Annotated in this window: 27 protein-coding genes; 15 read left to right on the forward strand and 12 right to left on the reverse strand. The window is 59.9% G+C overall.

Translation table 11 applies throughout. The annotated features are described in order from the left end of the window. Positions 1–200: 200 nt before the first annotated feature. From U5A52_RS16250 to U5A52_RS16305, 12 genes are all read left to right on the forward strand, one after another. Entirely contained in the window at positions 201–443 is a 243-nt protein-coding gene (locus U5A52_RS16250) for a hypothetical protein (RefSeq protein ID WP_321935366.1), read from the forward strand. A gap of 21 nt (positions 444–464) precedes the next feature. Continuing rightward, entirely contained in the window at positions 465–725 is a 261-nt protein-coding gene (locus U5A52_RS16255; protein ID WP_321935367.1) for a hypothetical protein, read from the forward strand. An 18-nt stretch (positions 726–743) separates the two neighbouring features. Further along, positions 744–1,049, forward strand: coding sequence for a hypothetical protein (locus tag U5A52_RS16260; protein ID WP_321935368.1), 306 nt, complete (start codon positions 744–746; stop codon positions 1,047–1,049). Between the two features lie 19 nt (positions 1,050–1,068). Further along, positions 1,069–1,314, forward strand: coding sequence for a hypothetical protein (locus U5A52_RS16265; RefSeq protein WP_321935369.1), 246 nt, complete (start codon positions 1,069–1,071; stop codon positions 1,312–1,314). 20 nt (positions 1,315–1,334) lie between these two features. Then, a complete protein-coding gene (locus U5A52_RS16270; RefSeq protein WP_321935370.1) occupies positions 1,335–1,598 on the forward strand; it encodes a hypothetical protein in 264 nt (87 codons plus the stop codon). Positions 1,599–1,615: 17 nt separating this feature from the next. After that, positions 1,616–1,963: a hypothetical protein gene (locus U5A52_RS16275; protein WP_321935372.1), complete on the forward strand. Its 348-nt coding sequence runs from the start codon at positions 1,616–1,618 to the stop codon at positions 1,961–1,963. A gap of 269 nt (positions 1,964–2,232) precedes the next feature. Beyond that, positions 2,233–2,466 (forward strand): hypothetical protein, encoded by a 234-nt coding sequence (locus U5A52_RS16280; protein ID WP_321935373.1) that lies wholly within the window; start codon positions 2,233–2,235, stop codon positions 2,464–2,466. Positions 2,467–2,791: 325 nt separating this feature from the next. Beyond that, positions 2,792–3,049, forward strand: a complete 258-nt coding sequence (locus U5A52_RS16285; RefSeq protein WP_321935374.1) for a hypothetical protein — start codon at positions 2,792–2,794, stop codon at positions 3,047–3,049. Between the two features lie 24 nt (positions 3,050–3,073). Continuing rightward, on the forward strand, positions 3,074–3,484 hold the full coding sequence (locus tag U5A52_RS16290; protein WP_321935375.1) for a hypothetical protein: 411 nt from the start codon (positions 3,074–3,076) through the stop codon (positions 3,482–3,484). A gap of 231 nt (positions 3,485–3,715) precedes the next feature. Continuing rightward, a complete protein-coding gene (locus tag U5A52_RS16295) occupies positions 3,716–4,027 on the forward strand; it encodes a hypothetical protein (protein ID WP_321935376.1) in 312 nt (103 codons plus the stop codon). A gap of 393 nt (positions 4,028–4,420) precedes the next feature. Beyond that, entirely contained in the window at positions 4,421–4,777 is a 357-nt protein-coding gene (locus U5A52_RS16300) for a hypothetical protein (RefSeq protein ID WP_321935377.1), read from the forward strand. 47 nt (positions 4,778–4,824) lie between these two features. Beyond that, a complete protein-coding gene (locus U5A52_RS16305; protein WP_321935378.1) occupies positions 4,825–5,298 on the forward strand; it encodes a peptidase in 474 nt (157 codons plus the stop codon). Positions 5,299–6,235: 937 nt separating this feature from the next. Here U5A52_RS16305 and U5A52_RS16310 read toward each other — a convergent pair. The 4 genes from U5A52_RS16310 to U5A52_RS16325 form a co-directional block, all read right to left on the reverse strand. Continuing rightward, positions 6,236–6,889: a hypothetical protein gene (locus U5A52_RS16310; RefSeq protein ID WP_321935379.1), complete on the reverse strand. Its 654-nt coding sequence runs from the start codon at positions 6,887–6,889 to the stop codon at positions 6,236–6,238. Then, complete coding sequence (locus U5A52_RS16315) at positions 6,886–7,062, reverse strand: hypothetical protein (RefSeq protein ID WP_321935380.1); 177 nt, start codon at positions 7,060–7,062, stop codon at positions 6,886–6,888. Before U5A52_RS16315 ends, U5A52_RS16310 begins: the two co-directional genes overlap by 4 nt. A gap of 92 nt (positions 7,063–7,154) precedes the next feature. After that, positions 7,155–7,433, reverse strand: a complete 279-nt coding sequence (locus tag U5A52_RS16320; protein ID WP_321935381.1) for a hypothetical protein — start codon at positions 7,431–7,433, stop codon at positions 7,155–7,157. Continuing rightward, complete coding sequence (locus tag U5A52_RS16325; RefSeq protein ID WP_321935382.1) at positions 7,426–7,836, reverse strand: hypothetical protein; 411 nt, start codon at positions 7,834–7,836, stop codon at positions 7,426–7,428. The genes U5A52_RS16320 and U5A52_RS16325 overlap by 8 nt, the downstream gene beginning before the upstream one ends. 377 nt (positions 7,837–8,213) lie before the next feature. On the opposite strand from U5A52_RS16325, the gene U5A52_RS16330 reads away from it, so the two are divergent. Next, positions 8,214–12,731, forward strand: a complete 4,518-nt coding sequence (locus U5A52_RS16330) for a hypothetical protein (protein ID WP_321935383.1) — start codon at positions 8,214–8,216, stop codon at positions 12,729–12,731. A 176-nt stretch (positions 12,732–12,907) separates the two neighbouring features. Here the strand turns inward: U5A52_RS16330 and U5A52_RS16335 are convergent, their stop codons facing one another. The 4 genes from U5A52_RS16335 to U5A52_RS16350 form a co-directional block, all read right to left on the reverse strand. After that, on the reverse strand, positions 12,908–13,654 hold the full coding sequence (locus U5A52_RS16335; protein WP_321935384.1) for a hypothetical protein: 747 nt from the start codon (positions 13,652–13,654) through the stop codon (positions 12,908–12,910). Positions 13,655–13,800: 146 nt separating this feature from the next. Further along, positions 13,801–14,451 carry an RES family NAD+ phosphorylase gene (locus U5A52_RS16340; protein WP_321935385.1) on the reverse strand — a complete coding sequence of 217 codons (651 nt, stop codon included), beginning with the start codon at positions 14,449–14,451 and terminating at the stop codon, positions 13,801–13,803. After that, positions 14,444–14,977: a hypothetical protein gene (locus tag U5A52_RS16345; RefSeq protein ID WP_321935386.1), complete on the reverse strand. Its 534-nt coding sequence runs from the start codon at positions 14,975–14,977 to the stop codon at positions 14,444–14,446. The genes U5A52_RS16340 and U5A52_RS16345 overlap by 8 nt, the downstream gene beginning before the upstream one ends. 257 nt (positions 14,978–15,234) lie before the next feature. Beyond that, positions 15,235–15,408: a hypothetical protein gene (locus U5A52_RS16350; protein WP_321935387.1), complete on the reverse strand. Its 174-nt coding sequence runs from the start codon at positions 15,406–15,408 to the stop codon at positions 15,235–15,237. Between the two features lie 281 nt (positions 15,409–15,689). Between U5A52_RS16350 and U5A52_RS16355 the strand changes: the two genes are divergently transcribed. Both U5A52_RS16355 and U5A52_RS16360 read left to right on the forward strand, forming a co-directional pair. Next, positions 15,690–16,472 (forward strand): HNH endonuclease signature motif containing protein, encoded by a 783-nt coding sequence (locus U5A52_RS16355; protein ID WP_321935388.1) that lies wholly within the window; start codon positions 15,690–15,692, stop codon positions 16,470–16,472. Next, positions 16,462–17,289, forward strand: coding sequence for a hypothetical protein (locus U5A52_RS16360; RefSeq protein WP_321935389.1), 828 nt, complete (start codon positions 16,462–16,464; stop codon positions 17,287–17,289). The genes U5A52_RS16355 and U5A52_RS16360 overlap by 11 nt, the downstream gene beginning before the upstream one ends. 425 nt (positions 17,290–17,714) lie before the next feature. Here the strand turns inward: U5A52_RS16360 and U5A52_RS16365 are convergent, their stop codons facing one another. The 4 genes from U5A52_RS16365 to U5A52_RS16380 all read right to left on the reverse strand — a co-directional run bounded on the left by U5A52_RS16365 (position 17,715) and on the right by U5A52_RS16380 (position 21,295). Next, positions 17,715–18,173, reverse strand: a complete 459-nt coding sequence (locus U5A52_RS16365) for a DUF2846 domain-containing protein (RefSeq protein WP_321935390.1) — start codon at positions 18,171–18,173, stop codon at positions 17,715–17,717. Positions 18,174–18,358: 185 nt separating this feature from the next. Continuing rightward, positions 18,359–19,324, reverse strand: coding sequence for a DUF5131 family protein (locus tag U5A52_RS16370; protein WP_321935391.1), 966 nt, complete (start codon positions 19,322–19,324; stop codon positions 18,359–18,361). Positions 19,325–19,462: 138 nt separating this feature from the next. Next, the gene (locus tag U5A52_RS16375) at positions 19,463–20,095 is read right to left on the reverse strand and encodes a hypothetical protein (RefSeq protein ID WP_321935392.1); all 633 of its coding nucleotides are present in this window, start codon (positions 20,093–20,095) and stop codon (positions 19,463–19,465) included. A gap of 192 nt (positions 20,096–20,287) precedes the next feature. Continuing rightward, positions 20,288–21,295, reverse strand: coding sequence for an ATP-binding protein (locus U5A52_RS16380; RefSeq protein ID WP_321935393.1), 1,008 nt, complete (start codon positions 21,293–21,295; stop codon positions 20,288–20,290).

The following is a 21,295-nucleotide window of genomic DNA, read 5'->3' on the forward strand; positions in this document are numbered from 1 at the left end:
GTGGGTCCGGTTGTTGTGATGACGTATGCGGCGGCTCTGTTGATCGGAATGCTTGACGCATTGACCGCATGGAGCATTCCGGTTCCGTTCTGGCTGCGTCTTGTCTCGGCGCTCACTTTTGGTGGGAGTGTCGCGTTCATTGTGAACACGCACGTCGCACGGATGAGAGCTGCTGGCCGGGAGCAATTGAGAGGGTGTGCGTGAAGCAATCATTGAAAGATGCACTGAAGCAAGCGCATCACGTGGCCGTGAAGGGCGCGGGGCACCGCTTTGTGGGATTCATGCTGTTTTGCGCTCTGTGTACGGCGAGCTTGGTGTTCTGTGTCTGGTTCAAGTCGCTGTGGAACGAACCGCTCGGCCTCGATGGACTCGCCCTGTCTTTCGTGCTGTCGTACATCGTCTACAAGGCGATTCCAATCATTGACAGATTGATAAGCAAATAACTCTGAAAGCGTAGGAAAACGATGGAAGCAAACGATCTGATTTTGAGCGAGCGCGAAGCCGCTTCGGTGGTACAGATTCTCCGTGCGATTGATGCGCAACAGGTTGGCCGTATCGAACTCGACGTGCATAGCGGCACCCGAATTGTCTACTACACGGGCGGCGGCACTGTCGCAGTGTACGCACCGACGAACGAAGTCCGCATTGAGGGGGCGGGCGTTGTAAGCGCCGATGAGGATTACTTCTCCGTGCACGATCTTGCGTCTGCGTATCGCGTCGCGTAGGCCATCTAGGAAAACCCTATGAAGAAAAAAGCGATCATCGTAGACGAGTTTCACGAAGGCGCATCGGCGCAGGCATATCGCGATGGTGTCCAGCAGCTGCGTGATGCCGTCTCTGATATCCACACGAAGAACGACGGTATCGCGCCAATCCTCATCGCGCGCGTAACCGTTGGCGACGAAACGCTTGTCGTGAAGGCTGACGAAATCACCGCTGCGCTTACAGCGCTGCATGGCGAACCGAAGGCCGGTATGCGTCTGGAGGCTGTCATCGAGTTTGACGCCATGACACCGGCTGAATTCGCGTCGATTCCTGAGTACCAGTAGTTGAGACGGAAAATACGTAATGGCAACGCAACAAATTTCTCTTTGGATGCAAATCGGTTCCGCTGTCTTCGGCCTCATAGCAGTAGCACTCTGGTTTTGGGCAGCGAAACCTAAAGCTCCCCCAGCGAAATTCGACGGCGGGGTGACAATGCAGAAATTTCTCGATGAAGCTGGTAGCCGCAATATGTGGGCGGCAGGCACCACTGCAATCTCGGTTCTGTTCTCTGCCGCAAGCACCCTGCTAGCTATTATGAGCACCCACTGACCAAAGTACCGGAAATCGACGTGAAGCGAAAAATCACAATTGAGTTGCTGACGTGGATTCCAGCGCTGCTGCTCTCGTGTGGGGCAGCCTATGTGCTAGAGGCGGTAGCGGAGCGGTTCGAATGGTTCGGGCTGTCCCATTGGCAAATCTTGTTGGTGACATTCGCCCTTGGTGCCGCGCTCGGCGAGCCACTGTATCGCGGAGTCGCCTCGCCGCTAGTGGGTCGATACATCGTGTGGGACTTGAAGCGTAAAGCAAGTCGCTCTAGCGATAACGGCAACTGAACTCGGGAAAACACACCATGACAGCAGAACAGCAGGGCCACGACGAATTCTTTACGTTCTGTTCAGATGCGTACAACGCGGGCTTTACCCTCAAGCTGTACGTTGACGGCGGCGTTCGCTCCAGCGCGGCCCTAGTGTCGTTGAACAAGGCACTCGATAAGCCGTTCGGTCAAGTACCGTTGGCAGTCCGCGCCCTTGCTTTCGCCCTCCATCAAGACGGCTACCCTGTCGAATTCCGCGCCCAAGGCGATTCGTGGTTTCCAATCAGCGAACCGAAATTTGGCGCGGCGACGCACTACCGCCTGTTGGCGAAATTCGGCATGCCCGAGGCACCGGTCACAGAACCGGACCTGGACGGCTTCTGATAAGCACGGAAAACAATGGAACTGAGCAACTGGCGCGAGTTTAGCGCGGGCGAAGAATGGTTCGCAGGTAGGGCGCTTTGGGTATGGGCACCCTCCTGGGAAGAACCTCGGCTGGTCACGGCAGATCGGGAAGACGACTTCGACTGGTTTTACGCGAGCGGCCCGAAGCTCGAAGATGCAAGCTGGGAGTTCCCCACGCACTGCTGCGACCCCGTGCCACCGGCCCAGCCGGTAGTCTGAAAACACCACGGAAAATACGGAGAATAACAATGAAGAAGCTGGCTTTACTGGTCGTTTTGGCGACCTGTGTAACGGTGGCGACGGCTGGTGAAAAGGAAGCTGCGGACATGCTGTATCACGATGCACAGCCGCTCTGGAAGGTAAGCGCAGTGATCGACAGCAAAGGGTGCTTGTGGGGTCTCACAGAGGATCATGGCGTACCCACGCTGATCCGCATTGTGGATCATGACAAGAAGCCGATTTGCCACAGCGAGAAGAAGTAGTTTCAGACTGGAAAACAAGGAGTCAATGATGTGGGGAAAGCAAGAGACCATCGGTGGTGAAGGTGCTGTTCCAACGAGAAGGCGACGGGCAAAAAGCTAACGGTACGATTTTCTTCGACCAGTTGCGTGGAGTCGCTATCCTCGAATGTCGGTATAGGACGACGACGCCTACGCCGCTTTGCTGGCACAGCACTTTCCCGGTGTTCCCGTCGCATGGTGGCCGCTCGGAGTCAACCTAGCAGTTACGCGCTGAATGGTGGCGAACTGCGGCATGGCGCCCCAGGTGCGGCTACCATTGAGACGTGCAGATGCCAAGGAAAGACAGATGCTCACATCGAACTCGATTTGGAATGCGGCACTGGCCGTGTTGGTGATTAGTGTGGTCAGCACAATCGTGATGTGGATTCGAGATAGCGAATATCGCATCAGGTACGGCATTGCTGGCATAGCAGCGTCGCTGAGCGTCATGCTTAGTATTCGCGCCTATCACGATGCCGCTGCTTCGTCGTGGTTGTGGTTAGCCGTTCTAGGGGTGGGCGTGTTCTGCTGTGGCACTGCCCTGTATGCGGTGCGGCCGGACTAGTAGGTGAAACAACGGAAAACGAGAATGGTCATCGAGGGCAACGAAAACAAGAAAGCGGGGCGGCGGCCGGCGGCATTTGTCGCCGCTTTGGCGATTGCCGGTGTGGTCGGAGTTGGAGACTTGGCGTATCAGTTGGCGACGACCCGTAACGAGATCGAGTCAGCCCGCTCGCAGTGTTCTGCTCTATTCCAGAACGCTGCGAAGCAGATTGACGATAAGGATGATGTGGCGTTGTCCGTAGGGCCGGTGAACGTTGAGCGATTCAAGGACCGCGAGAATGGACCCGACTTCATGGACTGCTCCGCTAACGTCGCGATAGGGCATGGAAATCAGGCGGATAGATGGATGGCGGAGGTCCGTCCGGGTAAGTCGCTCACGTTGCAGTCGGCTCGCCTGGCCGGAACTGAAATGGTCGATGACCTGCACTTGAACTGATATCGGAGAACCGGGCGGAACATGATCCAAGCGAGAAGCGTTTTCAAGAAGTGGTCCGCATTGGAGGATGCCGATGCCGGCGCTCGACGCGCGCTGGGTCGCCCGGACGCTGACGTAAGTTGGCTGCTCGGCGCCCAGGAGGATATGCGCGATTGCATTGACGACGATATGAGCCCGGACAAAACGTAAGGGCCGATCCAACACACCGGATAGTGGAACGGAAAGCGATAAATGACCATGAAACAGGTTTCCAACAAGGATTCAGATGCAGACCAGAGTGCACGCCAGGATTGGCTGCCGGAGTTGATGATTGGCCTCTTGGCCGTATTGGCTTGTCCGCTTCTTACCACCCTTACGGGCGGGTTGAATGTTGCATCACATTCGAAGCGAATCGTGTTCGCGGTGATAGGTGTCCTTGCGCTCGCGAAGGCTGCGTTTGGAGTGCGTCGTGCGGACGCGTGGCACAAGTCGATCTGCGGCGGATTGGTCGCATTCGGTGCACTCATCGCGGTACTGGATTTCGTAGCGATTGCTAACCCGTAAGTTCACCGCCCTGACGAACCGGAAATGGGTCTGACGCCACCCACCTAACTTGAACAGGAAACTATACGGGGCGCATATTGGGCCGCGTGGAAAGAAGGGGAATGTAGTGCGCGATTCTGCAACGAACCGAAAACGTTCGAGACTACGGATTGTGGATTCTAGGCGCTTCTGGTCTGTGGCTGCGTTTTGTGAACCATGAGACTGCTGCGACCGTCGTGTTCGTCGTGGCTATCGCGATGGTACTGCCGGATGCCTTGCGTATCGCAAGTCGCAACCGGCACGGATAACACGGTACTCAAAGATGAAATTAAAGTTTGCTTTCGACGCAACGATGCTGTGCCTTCTCGTCGGCGGGGGACATGCAGGGAGCGAGCTAGCGGGGAAGGAAAGGGAATGACGAACGATTCGAATCCGCATTGCGTGCTTATCTTCGATAAATCTGCTAAGGGCCGCGGGCTTCTCAGATCTCTGCAAGGCGCCGACAGTGGGTTTCAAGAGATGTTTCTCACACCCGGCGTCCAGAAGTGGGAGGCAAGTGAAGACCCATACTTGCTGAGATGGTTCACGTTCGGAGTACTGAGTGGGCAAACGATGATGTCGTCCGACTTGAGTGTCCTGTTGGACGAGGCGATGCCTCTCGCTGTAGAAAACATCAACGCGAAGAAGGGCATTCAGCTTCTCATAGCAGTAGAAGATGCTGAATTGGAAGACATAATCGAAGCCCGCTTTCGAGATCTCACCGCCGAATAGCCGGACACGCACAATGACTGCCGGGTTATAGCTCGGCTGGAGGACCTATGGGAATAGTTGACTACTTGCGCTCGCTGCAACCACCAGATTCAATAATCGCGTTGCTATTGGCAATACCGATCGTAATCATATCGGGAAGCCTTCACGAGGGCGCACATTGGGTGGTCGGGCGGTTTTTTGGCGCCAGAGGATCGCTGATTTTTCTTCCTCTGCGTGGCAAGTCGAAACTGTGGATTCAATCGCTTATGGCCGTGCACTTTGGCGATGACGCGCATCGAGGGATGACTCGGACCGAGGTGCGGTTGATCGCGGCCGCTGGGCCTGCATGGGATCTGATTTTCGGTGCAGCATGCGTTCATTTTTACGCTGTCTTGCCATTTCCGGTGCCGATCCAGGCTGCTCTATGCGTTGCAGGCCTGCTGATCGTGGGCATCACGTTGCTTATGAACGTCATTCCGCGGCGGGTAGGGAACGATGGCTGGAACTGCCTCTTTGCGGGCGCCCCTTCAGAAAAGGAGTGACGGTGACCGTGCATGCGAATCTCTTTGTTAGTCGCTCGACCTGTGCGAAGGCCGCGGGTGCTTGCTGCTTGCAGTGGCCACGACGCGGCCATTTTTCGCTTGTTGCAGGGTGGGCAGCTCCAATGTTTAACGATAGATAAGGGCGAGGAATGGACATACTCTGGTTCACGCTTGGCATCGCTACGGGCGTTTCGCAGGCGGACGGCGGTCGGCAGATCTCGGTTCGCGAAGCGCTTGCTCCGTTGTCGCTCCTGGCTGGGTTAATGGGTGCGGTTGTCACCGTCTTCGCGTGGCTCATGCTTCCAGCGCAGTGCGATGGCGGGTCGTTGTACGACCCATGCTTTTCGCTGAGCAGGGGAACGCTCATTCTGCTTGGAGGGCTGTCTGGCGTGATGGCTTTCCTCGGCGTCGCTTTGGCCTGGGTTGAGGCGCGTGCGCGCGTCGAATATGGAGTCAGACGGTAAGCCGATTGCTCGTTCTCTCGGGTCTCTGGCGTGGGCTCGATCCTTTCGGAGCGGTGTGCGCGCGAGCAGCGTCTCACGCAGCGTAAATTGTTCTAATCACGGGGGTATAGTGAAGATTCAGTGCAAAGACTTTGACATCGAAAAGCGGATGCTTGGTTTGGCCTGTGGCAGCGTTCAAACAGCAATCGACACGGCAGACCGTTGGCTCGAATCAAGTGGTGTTAAGGTAATCAACGTCGAAACGTTGCGCGCAGAAGGGTTTGCGGAAGTTGCTATTCGTGTTTGGTTTCAGCCGGACTAAGGATCCGTGAGCCAGTATGCGGGCGATGGACCATGTAGACAACAGGCGGCTAAAGAGGCGCGAGCACATTTGGCTGGTTAGCGTGCCTTCTGCGGATGGCGATGACGCCGATTACCGTCGTGGTTGGCGGTTACGCACGCGGCATGTGGCGGCGCGACTTGGAGCGATGGCTTCATCCGTGAAATTTTGTCTGTGGTGCGTTCTCCAGTGTGTGTTGAAAGTCATTACATGCCAGCTGGGCTTTGCGGACGTCTTCGATTCCGCGAGCGAGCGCCGCGCGGATCGTGGCCGCGCTCCACACGGCGGTTGTGTCCGTCAATTGCCCCTCGACGTAGTCAAGGGTCATTTCCTTGCGATGAAGCCTCGACGAAGTTTGTGCTTCCGTGTCCGTGCCGCCGTTGTAAATGATGTCCGCGCCGATATTGTTCTTCTTCGCGATCAGCTCTTCGACTTCCACCAGAAGTAACGTGTTCGTTTTCAGCAGTTTCGCGGTCTTTTCGGGCGACGGTCGAGCGTCCGGAATTTGGGAGAGGAAGTGCTGACTGTCCTGCTCCAGTGTATAAAGACCGGTCCGTAACTCCTTAACCGATCGCACAAACTGTTTGCGGCTTTCCTTAACTTCGATCGCGTCAAACTTGTCCATGAGGGAGTCGAACCAGTCTACGATTCCCGAGACCTTATCGAGGGGAACGGTCGTATTGACTCCCTGCGTCGTCGGCGGACGCCGCGCTGTGCCATTGCTTTCGGCTATTGCCATTGGCGCGCTGCCAGCGATCATGCCAACGAGGCTCAAGGCGATACCGATCGTGATTATCGGGGAGTTCATTGCCGTCTCCTGCGAATTGCCCAGACGCCAACCTCAAGGGCGATGGTCAGCGCGATCACCGGCGGAAGAAGTCCGATCCGGGACGCACTGATGAGGTTGAGTTGGACCAGTAGGAATGTCGCTCCGATGAGCGCGAGCACTGACGAAATGATGATTGCGGTGAGCCTGACCATCTCATCTCCACTAACGCGGGGGCAATGGCTCGTCACTGGCGCCCGCACTGCCTCCGTATGCCAGCCACGCATTCCTTGCCGGTGTGCAACCGTCACTTTTTCGCTTCAGGGTCCGACGGCTCGGCCTGTGAGTCCGCCCTCTGCTTTTCGAGTTCGGCAACCAGCTTTTCGAGGTCCTGGGTTTTGATGTTCTCGAACGCTGACTTAGGCATCACCTTGATAGTCTGATCGTGGCTCCTGATCACAACCTTGCTCTCACGGCCGAGGAGGCGAGCCCTGAGTGCCTCCAGAAGTGCCTTCGTAATCGGCTTGACCGCAAATGCGAGGGCCGATGTCAGTGTGACTACGGAGAGACTGATGGGATCAAGCATTGACGTTCTCCTTAACCGCCGACAGGACGATTGAAACGAAGAAGACGCCGCATCCGATGAACAAGGAGGCGTACGCCACTGGCCCAGCCTCTGGATGGAAGGTGCAGAACAGCGAGTACATCCACGCGCCCAGGGACAGGCAGAACGCCAGCCAGATGAAGTCGACCAGGCGCTTTTCCCGCTCGGAATATACCTTCGCGTCGAGCTTGCCCAGCGCCGCCACAACATCCGGCGAAAGCTTCATCGGCTTCAGATCGGTGGCCTCCAGGAGAAAACCGATGCCCGCGCCCGCCAGCGTGGGGCCCAGGACGGTTTCGGTGTGGATCGCGCCGATTGTCCGTATCAGAGCCTCGAGCGCATACAAATACAGAGGAAGCCCGTAGACCAGAATCTTTCGAAACATATGCTCTCCGTGACGGCGATTCAGCCGCAGTCGGGGCGCTCTCTACGTATCCCCCGGGCGGAAGGTGTACTTTTCTATCGGTCTCGCGGGCGACGCATCTGCTGTCGATTCGCTTACCTCTAACAATAGTCCTGATTGCTAAGGTCGGTGAAGACAAACTGTTAATTGGCGTGCCCGTGGAGTTTTGTTGCGGGTGAATCATTGTCTTTGCCGGGTCGAACCTATGCCGCCTTGGGTTTTCGTGGCAGGAACTCCAACGACGCAGCGTCCCGGTGCGGCAACGGCCCGGGTAGCGGCGTCGTTATCCCTCTTGAGAGTGCCCTGGTTGCTCTCGGCGTCAGAGGTCGGTCTTCCGGACCGGGACGCGCCGCCAGGATATGCTCGCGACTGCACGGAATGAATACGCATCGCGCACCACGCTCCCGAACCGTCACGTTGAGCGCGCGCTGCATACCGGGATCGCCATGGAGACAATCGAGCTTCACCGCCGCTTTTACGTTTTGGACAAGGACTCCGCTACCGAGCCAATGCTCTTGTGGCCAGGATACGCGGACCATCTGATGACGTGGGCAGACCTCCAGATGCGACGGCGCGTAGTCGTCCTCGCTGAGGCCGGCAGCGGAAAAACAACCGAGCTGAAACGTCAGGCCGAATTGCTCGCGAACGCGGGTCGATTTGCTTTCTACGCAACCCTCCATGATGTGGCGAGCGCGGGGCTGTCCCGCGCGCTCGATGCCGCAAGCCGAGCCCGCCTCGAACAATGGCAAGCAGGGGATGAGAACGCGTGGTTCTTCGTCGACTCCATCGACGAGGCAAAGTTTGAGCGGATTCGGATCGATCAAGCGCTGCGCATGATTGGGGATGGCATCGAGGGACACGAGGCCCGTGCGTACATTGTTCTGTCGGGGCGCGTAACGGAATGGGAATTCACCCGCGATGGAGAGCGTTTGCGGGCTGCACTGCCCATACCGGAGCCCCAGCCTTTGCCGACCCCCGAACTGCGCGAGCTGGTCCGGCGCATTGTGAACCGTAAAGAGCCTCCCGCACCGCCCGCCAAGGAGGAGCCTCTGATCGTCGTCATGGCACCGCTGGATGAATCGCAGATGCGGACTTATTCGACCCGGCAGGGTGTCGGCGACGCCGACGCATTCCTCGGGGCCCTGCGCACGGCCAACCTGCTGGCGATCTCGCGCCGCCCGCTCGATCTGGACTGGTTGGTGCGCTACTGGCTCGCGCAAGGCCGCCTCGGAAGCTACGCCGAAATGATTGCCGAAAGCTTGCGTGAGCGCATCAGGGAGACTGACGTCGAGCGGACCCGTCGCGACCGGCTCAGCGCGGAAAAAGCGATGCAGGGGGTCGAGCGCGTCGGCGCCGCGCTGGTTTTAGGGCGCAAGAAGACCATCATTATCCCCGACAGTGGTGCACCCGTCGCCGCGCAGAGCGAGGCGATCGACATCAACGCCGTGCTGCCGGACTGGCCCGGAGATGAGCGTGTGATGTTACTGGACCGGGCGGCGTTCGACCCGGCTGCGTACGGGCGCGTCCGCCTTCACAACGACAACGATGGCGTGGTTAGCAGCTATCTCACCGCACAGTGGCTTACACGCCTGCGCGGGGCCAACCTTCATCGCCACCAGCTGAGGGAACTGCTCTTTGCCCAAAACTACGGTCTCGATCTCATCCGTCCTTCGATGCAGCAAACCGCGGCGTGGCTGAGCATCTCGGATGCCGATGTCGCTCGTGAGGTCGTTCGCCGTCAGCCCTTCGTTCTGTTATCGGCCGGCGATCCCGCAAGTCTCCCGACGTCGGTTCGCGCGGCCGCGCTCCGCGCGGTCGTCGAACGCATTGGCGGGGGAGAGGAGCGACCGGTGCCGGACACCGACGCGCTGACCCGATTCGCACAGCCGGACCTTGCACCGACCCTGCGCAGCCTCTGGGAAGCGCACAACTCGGACATTGAAATCAGAACGCTGTTGCTGATGCTTATCTGGCTCGGGAAGATTCACGAATGTTCCGATATTGCAGCCGCCGCAGCCTATGGCGCGTGCGACGACGACCGTACGGCGTATCTGGCCGCTCAGGCATTGCTGGCGGCGGGGGACGAGGGTCAATGCGAAGCGTATGCGACGTATATCAAGCGTCACCTTGATACGGTGCCCAACGAAATACTCGTGCCGACGATCGAGGAGCTTTTCCCGAAGTTCATCACGGTCGGCGACCTCGTTGGCATCTTCGAGGCAGGTCGGCTGATTGACGACACGGGCGGCGTTGGGCTCAAGTGGGCATGCGCAGACCTTATGGCCACGCTCACACATCCAGGTGATCTTGAGAGCCTGATCCGCGGATTGTTGTCGCTCGAGGCATGCCGGGCGCCACGCCTCGACGTATTGCCAGGCGAAAGGAACGACACGCTTGAGTTTCTGCTCGCTGCTGCAGCCGAGCGCCTGCTCGCAATCGTGAGTCCCGAGACCGCCCCCGAAGCGGCGATCGACGCGACCCTCTGGTTCTGCGGAAGCCTCGGTATGCCGCTCGGAAGTGGCAACGAGAAGCTCACCGAAGCGGTGCAGCGCCTTCTCCAGAGCGTGCCCCGGCGCCGCGCAGCGTTCTGGCGGGCAGCTCAAACCCTGTCCACAGGCAGGACGTTTGGCGGTCGAGTGATCAGGAGCGTGCTCGACCTCGCGTCAGCGGGCTGGAATCCTGAACTGAGAGCCGAGGATCTGGACTGGCTGCTTGAGGACGGCCCCGCACGCGAGTTGCCGGATCAACAACGGCTCGCTGCCAGCGCCGCACTCAGTCTGTGGGCAGTACTTGGCAAGCCGTCGGAGATTCTCGCGCGCATCCGCCGCGCGGCGCAGGGTTCCGCCGAGATGAGCGCGGAGCTCGACGCGTGCCTGCAACCTGCCGTCGCGTCGGCAGAGTATGAAGCAAGCAGGCAGCGCATTCACGATCTGACCACGCAAAACGAGCGGCGCATCGCCGAAGAGGAGCAGAACTGGGTCACTTTTCTCGAGGGCCTCCGAGCCGACCCGGAGCCTTTGATCAAGCTGCAGCCGCCTGCTCCTGGTAAGGTCAGCGTGGCGTTTGATCGCCTATGGCAACTGCTTCGCGCAGCGAACAGGGGACGCACCCGCAACGTGATTGCGAGCCTCGCGCCCCTTCCCGAACTCGTTGGGGAAAGGGCTGCGGACGCTTTTGCGCTGGCGGCCCGCCGTGTTTGGCGCGAGCACGTGCCGGTGCAGCGAAGCTCGCTGCCGCCCGCAAGCCGCAGTCTACTGAGCGACCGCAACCTGCTGGGCCTCACGGGCGTTTCACTGGAGGCGGCGTCCCGGTCGTCGTGGACAGGCATCCTAAATGCTGCGGAAGCCACTCTTGCGGCACAGTACGCAACGCACGAGATCAACGGGCTGCCCTGGTGGATAGAGGACCTCGCGGGCGCGTGGCCGACGCCCGTGAAGGACGTCCTGATGACCGAGATACGGTGCGATCTGGATACGCCGCAACAGCAGCCACGCAGCAATCTGCTGGAGTACATCAGTCGCGGCCCCTTGAACGTCGCTCGCCTGATAGCCGGACCCGTCTGGCGCGAACTGGAGTCCCGCGCGGATTTCGACCCTGGCCTCCTTCAGCCGGTCCTGTCCGTTGTCCTGCGAGGGATGGATTCAGATATGCGGCCGGAAGCCTATCGGACAGCGATCGAAAGGTTCTACGCCAGCGCCAATCCATTGGTTGCCGCCGCGTACCTCGGCTTCGCCGCCGCGATTAACGCCGAGGACGCGACACAGGCTCTTGTTGAAAAGCTCGATATGCTTGACCGGGCTGCCAGAACCGCGCTCGTCATCCCGGTGCTGCCTCAACTCTTCGGCTCGCGCGTAGCATTTTTCCCAGGCCGCGCCGGCGCTATGGACGCGTCGACCCTGCAGCGGCTCGTGACCATCGCATACGACAACGCACGCCCCGATGATGACCCTGATCGCTCAAGCGGTGCGACTTTTTCGCCCGACCTTCGCGATAGCGCGGCCGATGCCCGAGGCATCGCCTTTAACCGGCTCTACGAGACGCCCGGACGCGCGACATTCGACGCGCTTCACACACTCAAGGTCCACCCGGCCTTCCTGGATCGCGCGGCGCACATCGAGGCGCTTGCACGCGAGCGCGCGGCGATTGACTCGGAGGCGCACGCGTGGGCTGCGGGCGACGCCCTTCGATTCGAGCGGCGCTGCGAGGTGGAGCCAGTAACCGGCGCTGAATTGCAGGCGCTTGCGTTACGGCGTCTCGGTGATATCCAGCACGATCTGCTGCACGCCGACTTCGCGCAGGGGGCTACCTTGTGCGCGCTGCCTGACGAAGCGGCGGTACAGTCCTGGCTTGCCGATCGCCTGCGCCTCGTGCAGGGGTGGTCCTACTCGGTTGAGAGAGAGCCCGAGACAGTCGCCGCGAAAAAGCCTGATATCGTCCTAACCGCCCGCAGCGGCGCAGCGAAGATACCCGTCGAAATCAAGGTCGCTGAAAGTTGGACGCTTGCTCAACTGGAAGCCGCCCTGGAGACTCAATTGTGCGGCCAGTACCTTCGCGCCCGTGACTGCCGAGAAGGGCTGCTTGTGCTTGTTCACCAGAAGCCGCGCCGATATGGCTGGAGCCTGCCCGAGCGCACCAGGATGAATTTCACGCAGGTTGTATTGCACCTGAAGGAGCATGCCCTCCGTATCCGGCGAGCGTCTCCCACGGGTCCACAGCCGGAGATTGCGGTTCTGGATGTCTCGACTTGCTGGCGCGCCCCTGCAAGGGGAAAACCCGGCGGCCGAAGCGTCCAGGCAAAAAAGCGGGATGCTCCGGCAAGGAAGGCGGGGGCGAAAAGTGCGGGGGGGCAAAAGAAGCGTTCGAGCAAGTCAACATAAGCTAGCGACGGTGTGCGCGCGCAAAGCCCGGCGTTATCCCCCCGCCAGAAGGCGCGCTGCCCAGTCTGCTGATTCCGATCAGCACTGTTCGGGTCGCACCACAACGGAAGCGGCCAATGGCGGGCACCCGCGATGCGGGCGCCCGCAAATATGACTAGCAGGCCGTTAGCGCAAGTCTAGGCGGCGCTGTCGCCTGGGTCCGAGGCCCGCGATTGAGCAGGGGCCGTAAGCGCTGCGGCACAGGGAGATTTCCTCAATAGGGCGGACCCGTCCGCCCGGGTCATCCCAACCCAGTTAAACGTCCACCATGCGCGTGAGAATCGGCGCGCGGGTGTCACTTCGAAGTTCTGGTCCGTCGGGTCGCGCCAATAACTGCGCACGCGCGGCCCGCCTTCGCGACTGCTTTCGTCAATAGTAATATCGCGTTTTCCAAGACCTGCCGCCGCACAGGAGAAGCCCAGCGTAACTGGAGAGTTAGCGAACACATCGAGCTTTTTCAATTCGCGTCGAATCGAGCGGCGGGTCATGCCGAAGAAGCATGGCAAAAGTAACGCGCCGGCGGTCGCGGCGAGCACGCCACTGTAAAGGCCAGATTTTTCGAACATCACCCAGCCGAGGGGTGCGAGCACCAGTGAAGCCGCCCAATACCAGCGGGGATGAATGCCGCCGACCGTGTAAAGATGGAAGCGGGAGACATCGTCAACATGACTCCGCAGTTCTGCCACCAGGTTTGGCAGAGTACTGACGCTTGCACAGGTATTCAGGTGGCACAGGAATGTGACGCCAGTCTTGGGGTCAACGCCTGCAAGGGCAGTGCAGGTGTTGACGAATTGGGTGTACAGCCGGTGCTGTCCGGGCAGCCCTATCGCATACTGATTTGTTTTGACGAGGACGATGTTCGAGGTTTGGTTCAGGTCCGACATAGCGAGGCTCGCTGGTAGTTGTGGTGCTCAGTATAGGAACCCGAACGCCATGCCTACTTTAGCTAAAAAAGAGTGCGTGTTTGCAGGAGCTATTTCTGCCTGGCCCGGCACAGGCGCGCACCCTGCGCCAGAGCGTCACGTGCAATTCAAAGCGCGGGGCACACCGTTGCTTGCATCTCAGCTAGCAGCTCAACGATCAGATCTTCATAGTGGATAACGTGACGCGACTGCTTGCGGTCCACGATCGGTGCCGATATCCGGTCACCGAAGAGCATCACGGCCAGCGACTGAGTGTCCTGCTTCGACATCCACAGCAAACCCTGTGCTGCGGGCATGTTCTCCCAGATCCAGAGCGCCCATTTGCGCGTGCGCGGATAGTCGCTCTTGTTCCCTTCGAAAAGCTCGGAGGGCAATATCCCCGGCCCGCGAAGTCCGGTCGCCGTCAAGTTCGCGAGCTTCAGCGCCGGCAGACCGACCTCACTCAGATGCAGGCTCGATCTGCGGTCCCGCTCGAGGTCGTGCAGATACCCGCTGGAAGGAAAGGGCACGTCGTGCAGCACAGTTTCAGCGATTGCACCCCTGTGCGACTGTGCGGCGTAGATGGTCGGAATCACTTCGTTGTTGTCCGGGCGCCTTAAAGGGCTGAACCGGGCGTTGCCCTTGCCGGATGCGTTGTAGGCGTCCGGCGGGTAGTCCCTGGTGATCGGGTCGATTGGATGGACGCGGTACCAGGTCGTCGGCGCAACGCTGGTCAGCGTAAATGGAGTCTTTGGAGGAGGGTGCTTTTTCCTAACCATGCACGGCTCCGACCACATGGTCTCTGGCCGCCTCCACAACTTTCGAGGGGTTGGACGCAAGCGCCACCCGCGGACGCTCGCCATCCAGCATGCTGTTTCGTGACTCGAACCATGAGGCGATCCTGAACGGCCTGTAACCCGCGAAAATCGAGAGCACCTGCGCAACCTCCGGAATGGGGTTGCCGAGTTCGTCAAATATGTACCTCGGGTACAACGTCAGGCCAGCGCGTTCAATGCTGAACACCTTGCCTTCCTTCTTCCATCGACTCGCAACGGCATTCGCGTTCGCCGCGCGGGGGTTCGCGCGCGTACCAACTATCGCCGCGGTCTCCCAGTCGGTACCAGAGAGGACCGCCTGCACCGCTTTCGCCTCCATCTCAGCCCGTGATGGCGACACGAGTTTCACCGGCGAGGCGTCGACGAGCCCCTGGAGGGCGATCTCCTCCTGCTCGCTGATGCGTCGGCGCACAAGGCGCGTGAGTTCCGCCTTGATCTGCGGCGTGATGCTCGGGCCTAAGGTGTCCAAGGCTCGGAGAGTCTCATTCAAGACCGCTCGGGCGGCATCCAGTCTTACGACAATTTGGTCGATTCGCCACACATCTACTGGAGCTGGCGAACCCGTCGTTGACGAATCCCTGGGCCTACGGACGGAGATGCCGCCAGTAGAATCACCATCGTGCAGCTTAGCCATCGCGCCCTTTTTTCGAGTGAGATTTGTGATAACTCAAAGGTATATCACAATCCTCACATCCAGGTTAGCTGCGCAATACCCTTGGGTTCCGGTCAGAGGGCAGCGAGCTCGATCAGGCGATCGCGCGTGAGGCCCTCGCGCGCCATCCGCTCCTTGCAGAGTGAGACCGTTTCCTCAGACCGCCCGCGAACCTCATGCGGCAAGGTTTCATCGTCCCGGCGTTGCTCAGCTTCGATGAGAATCTGATAAAAATCGGCATAGGTCATCAGTACCTCCTGTGTGGAATATAAAGAGGATTCCATAGTATGTAGATAGAGTCCCGAGTTCGGTTGCGAACTCACCGGGCAGGCAGGGAAGATCGCGACGTCATTTGATTGTGCCTGTCGCATCGTATATAGCAAACGCGCTGCGTCTCTGCCCAGCACAACCACATTTCACACCGGGGACGGTGGCGAAGCAGTCATCGACAGACTACCTGAGCAACCTTGGTATGCTATCTCTCCCTGAACTAACCTCTGTGGCCCGCAATAGGGGCTGCGCATTTGTCATGGCCAAATACGACCCCCTCGAAGCGTACTTACGCGGCCTTTCCGGCGATGTTGTCCGGCTCACGTTCGATGAGATCAACGGCATTCTCCAGTCGAAGCTCCCTCGCTCCGCTTACGAGCATCCGCCGTTCTGGAGCAACACTGAGGTTGGGAGCTCCCACGTTTGGGCAGATGCATGGCAGCGCGCGGGCTGGCGGACGGTCCGATACAACCTCGAGCAGCAGTTTGTAGATTTTCGTCGCTTCTCAGACGAGTCGTCTCCGACCCCGGCGCCGCGCACCGGGCCACAAGGCGAATCCGCGCCGAGCGGGTCCGGCGAATCTCGCAACGAGGACAGCGGGGACACCAGCGAGGAAAGGCAGCTTGCCACGATCTGGTCGCGGCGCGGGCAGAGAAAGTTTCGGGAGCGTCTGCTCCGCGCATATGGCTGCGTTTGCGCAGTCAGCGGCTCAACGGTCGAAGCGCTGCTAGAGGCGGCACACATCGTACCGCACGCGCTCGAGACAAACTACGCCATCACCAATGGCCTGCTCCTGCGTGCCGACATCCATACCCTGTTCGACCTGCATCTGATAACAATCGATTCCGACGGGCGCGTCTGCGTCGCCCGCTCGCTCGAATGGACGGAGTACGCGCAGTTCCGCGGCCGCAGGCTCGTCGCGTATCCGCTCGACAAGGAGGAATGCCCTTCAGCGGATCAGCTTAAACGCCATCACAACCTGTTCGTCGCACGTGAAGAGGCGCTCGTTGATCAGTCAGGGGAGGCTCCCGTTGAACGGTGAGGTCGTCCCGACTGACGCGCTCTTCCTTCTCGACCGCAACGTCGTCGCGTTAATCAAGGACGTGGTTGCAGGGCGGGTGCAGACAGACCCGAAAAAGCAGGCCTACCTCGAAGCGCTTCGTGCGCTCGACCTGCCGACGCACAGCATGAGTCCGCTACCTTCCATCATAGAGGGCGAAAAGGGTTTAGAAGACAGCGCGCCAGAAAAGGCGGCCACCCTTCAAAAGGAGGCGCTTGCGGTCAGGCAGTTCTTCACACGCGCTAGCACCGATGCCGATCAACTCCTGAGCTCGAAAGATACGGTTGCATCGCTGTTCACCGGGTTGAGGGAAAGCCAGTGGGACGAAAGGGCGGCCTTCGTGTTGACGGCGGCGCCATTGCTCACCCAGAAGGTCGCAGCCAACAGGCGCCGTAGCGTGGAAGACGAATTGGTGCGGCTCGCGCACCTGAATGGGTTGGGTGCCAACGACGCGATCGTGATGCTGTGTCTCGCTTGCCTCTATGGAAGCGATGCCGCGCGCGGCGTGTTGAAGCCGGCAAAGCCGAATGTCCATAACGTGCTGTCGGACCTCCACGCTCTCACGCGCGTGGGAATGGTGAAGGCGGTCGCAAGGCAACTTCTTCTCCCAGTCCGCGTTCGCCTACTCACACGTGATGAAGCATTGTTCGACGTATTGAAGCACATTCGAATCGTGCGACCGGAGGTTAGAGCCGATAGCAGCGTGGAAATGCAGGTCGCATACAGTCCGGCGCTCTTCCCTGAACTCTCCATTGCCGAAGCCCGTTCAATGATGCAACGGGTTGGGTTTGCTCCATAGCCGATTACTGAAGGCTATGGCCCTAACAGCAGCGTCGTTGCCATTGTTTGTGGTGGCGCCTCGGTGGAGCGCGATTCCCAGGCTCACTGAACCGCGGCATGAGCATGAAACGACGGTCCGCGCTCGATGCGGAGAGCAACGCTGGCACCGCCGTCGGCATGGCGTCGCCGGAGGCGCGCGATGCGCCCTGAATTGCGGCCTTGCGCGCCGTCCCCGTTGCCGGGGGAGGTGGAAGCCGTCGCAGCGGTATGCCCACGGCGCGTTCGCGAGGGCATCTGTGGCCCGGCACAACAAGGTGGCGGCTTGAATTTGACGGGAGGAGAGTTCCCGCACAGAGGCGGGAACTGGCGTGCTGAATAGGAGGGGGCGGAGCGTGGCCAGGATCCACGCTGAAACCGCCTAGGCGGGCTGGAGATTGCGCGCGCTTATTGTGCGGCCGTCGCGGGCACGGCGAGCTTCGATTCCTTCACGCCTGCCTGGCCAGTTTCGTCGTCGACGAGCTGAAGTTTATTACGTGCGTACAGCAGGCCCATCTTGACCTCCTGCCACACGTAGTAGTTCTTGCCGGCGACGACGTCGATGTCCAGTGTGGAGTTGTTTTCGGCTTCGGAGATCAGTTGATGATGTCCGGGCGTGACCTCCTCATAGAGGTACGTCTTCGATGCTGTCTTGCCGATTGGCTTGCCGTCGAGCGAGACGTCCATCTTGACGGCGGCTCCGATACTCTCGTTTCGATACACGTAGACGGCGGCCTTTTCTTGCGGCGCGTGGAAGGTCTTCAGCGTGGCATCTTGCGCGGAGTCTCCCATCGGCACTGACGCGCAGCCGCCCATAACGAGAAGCGATGCAAACGACAGCGCGATGAAGGTACGCTTGAACTGCATGGGTGATCCTCATTTTCAAGTTGTAGTGGCAGCAACCGCTTTACATCGGGAACCCGGTTGCTGAAATTCAGCCGCTACCGCAACGGAGGTCATCCGGAGCATAGCGGCGCTCCCTCCTGAATATCGACCAGAAGCGACGAATCCTTTAAAAGGCTGGCTCTTCGGAGTGGCGTGTTGAATATTGTTCAGGGAGAACAGGCGCCAGCGTGTGGAAATCCGTTGTGCTCCACCCCATCCAGAAGGCGACCTGCGGCCTTCTTGCCGACCTTGTGCATGATGGTTACGGGGAATTTGCCTTCGTCGCGGGCGCGTGCCATGTCACCGCCGTTCTCCAACTCTCGGCCATCCGTGTCCAGACAGATGCCACCTCGCACCCAGGTGCTGCCCTTGTTGACCCACGATTGGTAGTTGGGGAACTGTCGGAAGACGGGCAGGCCCGTGCTGGCGTTGAAGGCTGCAGTGCCCCACGCTCCCCACTGCTTGAATAGGTACGCAATCTTGTGCTTCAGCGCAAAGTCGCGCGCTGCACGGTGCCAGTCCGGATGGGAGGGGCGAGCTTCATTGCCTGACTCTCCTCCGCTGATGAGCTGCTGCAGGAACTCCCAGCCAGCCCAGTTCACAGGCCCCAGCGCCGACTCGTAGCTCACGAACGTGTTCCATCCGCGGGCGGCCAGTGTCTCCATGTGCGGTCGGTGAGCGTCAGCCTGCGCCTGGTTCTCGGCCGTGCAGCCGATGAACACGTTGCGCAGTATTGGCCCAGTCAGCAGAGAAGCAAACCGCTCGATTCGCTTGGTAAGCACCATGAACGTGTGCCGCTCGGCCTGCGCCATGACGCCAAACGCAGCAGCAATCTGCGTGTCCGTTACCTTCTCATGAGCGATGTCGCCCATGCTGGTCAGGAACCAACGGCCTGGCTTGCGGGTGCGGAGCGGCAGGTCCAGCACGGACTCGTCGAAGCGGACTTCACCCGTCCACTTGCCGATGTTGCCTGCTCTCGTAGCGAGGCCACGGTATTTATCGTGTCCCATCGCCTCCAGTCGTGCAGCCATGAGCGCTGCGTAGCACTTGGCGCAGGCTGGCGACACTGGGTTGCAGCCAACAACAAGCGTCCAGGTGTGGTCGCACCACTCGATCGTAGTGTTTTCAGCCATGGCGTCTCCTCCTAGCTTGCATACGAAATTCCGTTTTCTCACTTTGCACGGTCAACTCCTCTCCACACGATATCTCTGGATAGCCAAATGCCGAAGGCGATTCACGCTTCTTCTGCGACCTCGATCACCCTGACAGCGTCAGGTTGGCGCGCTGGCGCCTCCCGGTGCCAGAATCTCTTGCATCAGCGCGTAGGTCCGGGGGGCAAGCGGTCCAGCCGCGCACTCCTCGTTGAAAAGGGTTGTGATCTCTCCCCACCTGGCAACAAGACGAGCCCATTCCGGAGAGACCTCCCGCATGACTTCAATCCTGTCGTGCGTACGAGCGGCGTCGAGAAACAGCAAGCAGCGCCGAAGTTCATCGGGGTCGCGCGGGTGCCGTGGCGCTGCAGTGGACGGAAGGCCAAACATGGCCTTGCAGATCGCGTTCGAGGACGCGCCGCGCTCCCCCTTGAGTAGCCAGTTCGAAACTTCCTCGTGCAGGCCGAGATTGGAGGCTTCGCTGGCCTCGGCTCGCCTTTTGGCCGCAATGGGCAGGTTGTCCTGCGATCGCAACGCGGCAATCGCATCCGGCTCGCCGATCACGAACGTTGCACCAAGTAGGTCGCAAAGGTCCATGGACATTACCGCCTTATCGCTGAATCCCTGAGCCAGCATCTCAACGTCGGAAATCGGGACGCCACCGTAGACGATACGGCAGCCACCGATGTATCTGACCGTGAAGCCGATGTCGTCATTGGCTCCGCTCTCGCTGAACGTGAAACCGTCACTCACTGCGCTACCTCGATGGGTTGTTTGATGGGCGCCCTGAAGGCCTGTGGTGTCGCCACAGACATCGAGGACAATCTGGTTTGAGGGTAGGGCCAACGATTCGGATTGCAAATCGATGCCCAGAAACCATTCACTCGGCCAATCAGCGGGCGTCACCCTGCGTCGGCAGGGGCAGGCGCGCGCCGCCCGGGGAACCTAGTCTGGATCGCGCGAGGCAATCTCCGTGACTGCGCGTCCTCGGTTTAGCACCAGGTCGCGCCGGATCTCGCAGCAACGATCCGACACGCTCGCCAGGTTGGGGAACGGCCGCGAGGCAAGCGTATCGGCAAGGATTGAGATGTCGTGCCCGGGTGTGAGCGAGGGCGCTAGCTCCTTGCGCGCACACCGTTGGATCCGTTCGCGATCGGGCGCTGGGAGATGCAGCCGGAAGTCGAAGCGGCGCATAAGTGCTTTGTCGATTGTGCCAGGCAGGTTCGTTGCGCACACCAGTACGCAGTGGGCCGGTGTGCGGTCGATCAGAATGAGCAACTGATTCGTGATTCTCCGCATCTCACCCACGTCCGATGAGTCGCGCGACGCAGCGATCCCGTCCAGTTCATCGAGGAAGAGTACGCAGGGGCCATTGCCGGCGTATTGGAAAAGCTTGGAGAGGTTCTTGCCGCTTTCGCCGAGGTGACTGTCAAGCAACCCGGCATAGTTCGCGCGCAACAACGGAACCCCGAGTTCGCAGGCGAATGCCTCCGCGAGCATGGTCTTTCCGTTGCCAGGTGGCCCATCGAGGAGAACCCTGTGGCGAGGCTTCAGGTGGAACTTGGCAAGTTCATCTGCGTGCCGATGCTCGTCGACGATATCCATCACTGCCTTCTCGATATTCGCAGGCATGACAACATCATCAAACTTCCTCGTTGGCTCCTCCAGGTCCACGACGTCCTTCGGCATCGAAATCGGAGTGGCCTGCAACGTGCGCTGGCGCCGTATTCTGGCCGCGATTGCGGGGTGGCTTGCCTCCAGCGCTGCGCTCATCTGGTCGATCAGTTCGGCCGCCGCGTCGAGGCGACCCCACCTTAGCCTGTCGATAAATGCAGGCAGGAGGGAGAGTGCGGAGGAAGCGGCCTGCTTGCGGGCAGCGCCAACGGCTGGGGCGCGGACCGCTTCGTGCGGGACGGTAGCTGCGCCAGGTTCGGCAATCGAGGGTGTGGCCAT

Source organism: Paraburkholderia sp. J8-2, from assembly GCF_905220195.1.
Classification (GTDB): domain Bacteria; phylum Pseudomonadota; class Gammaproteobacteria; order Burkholderiales; family Burkholderiaceae; genus Paraburkholderia.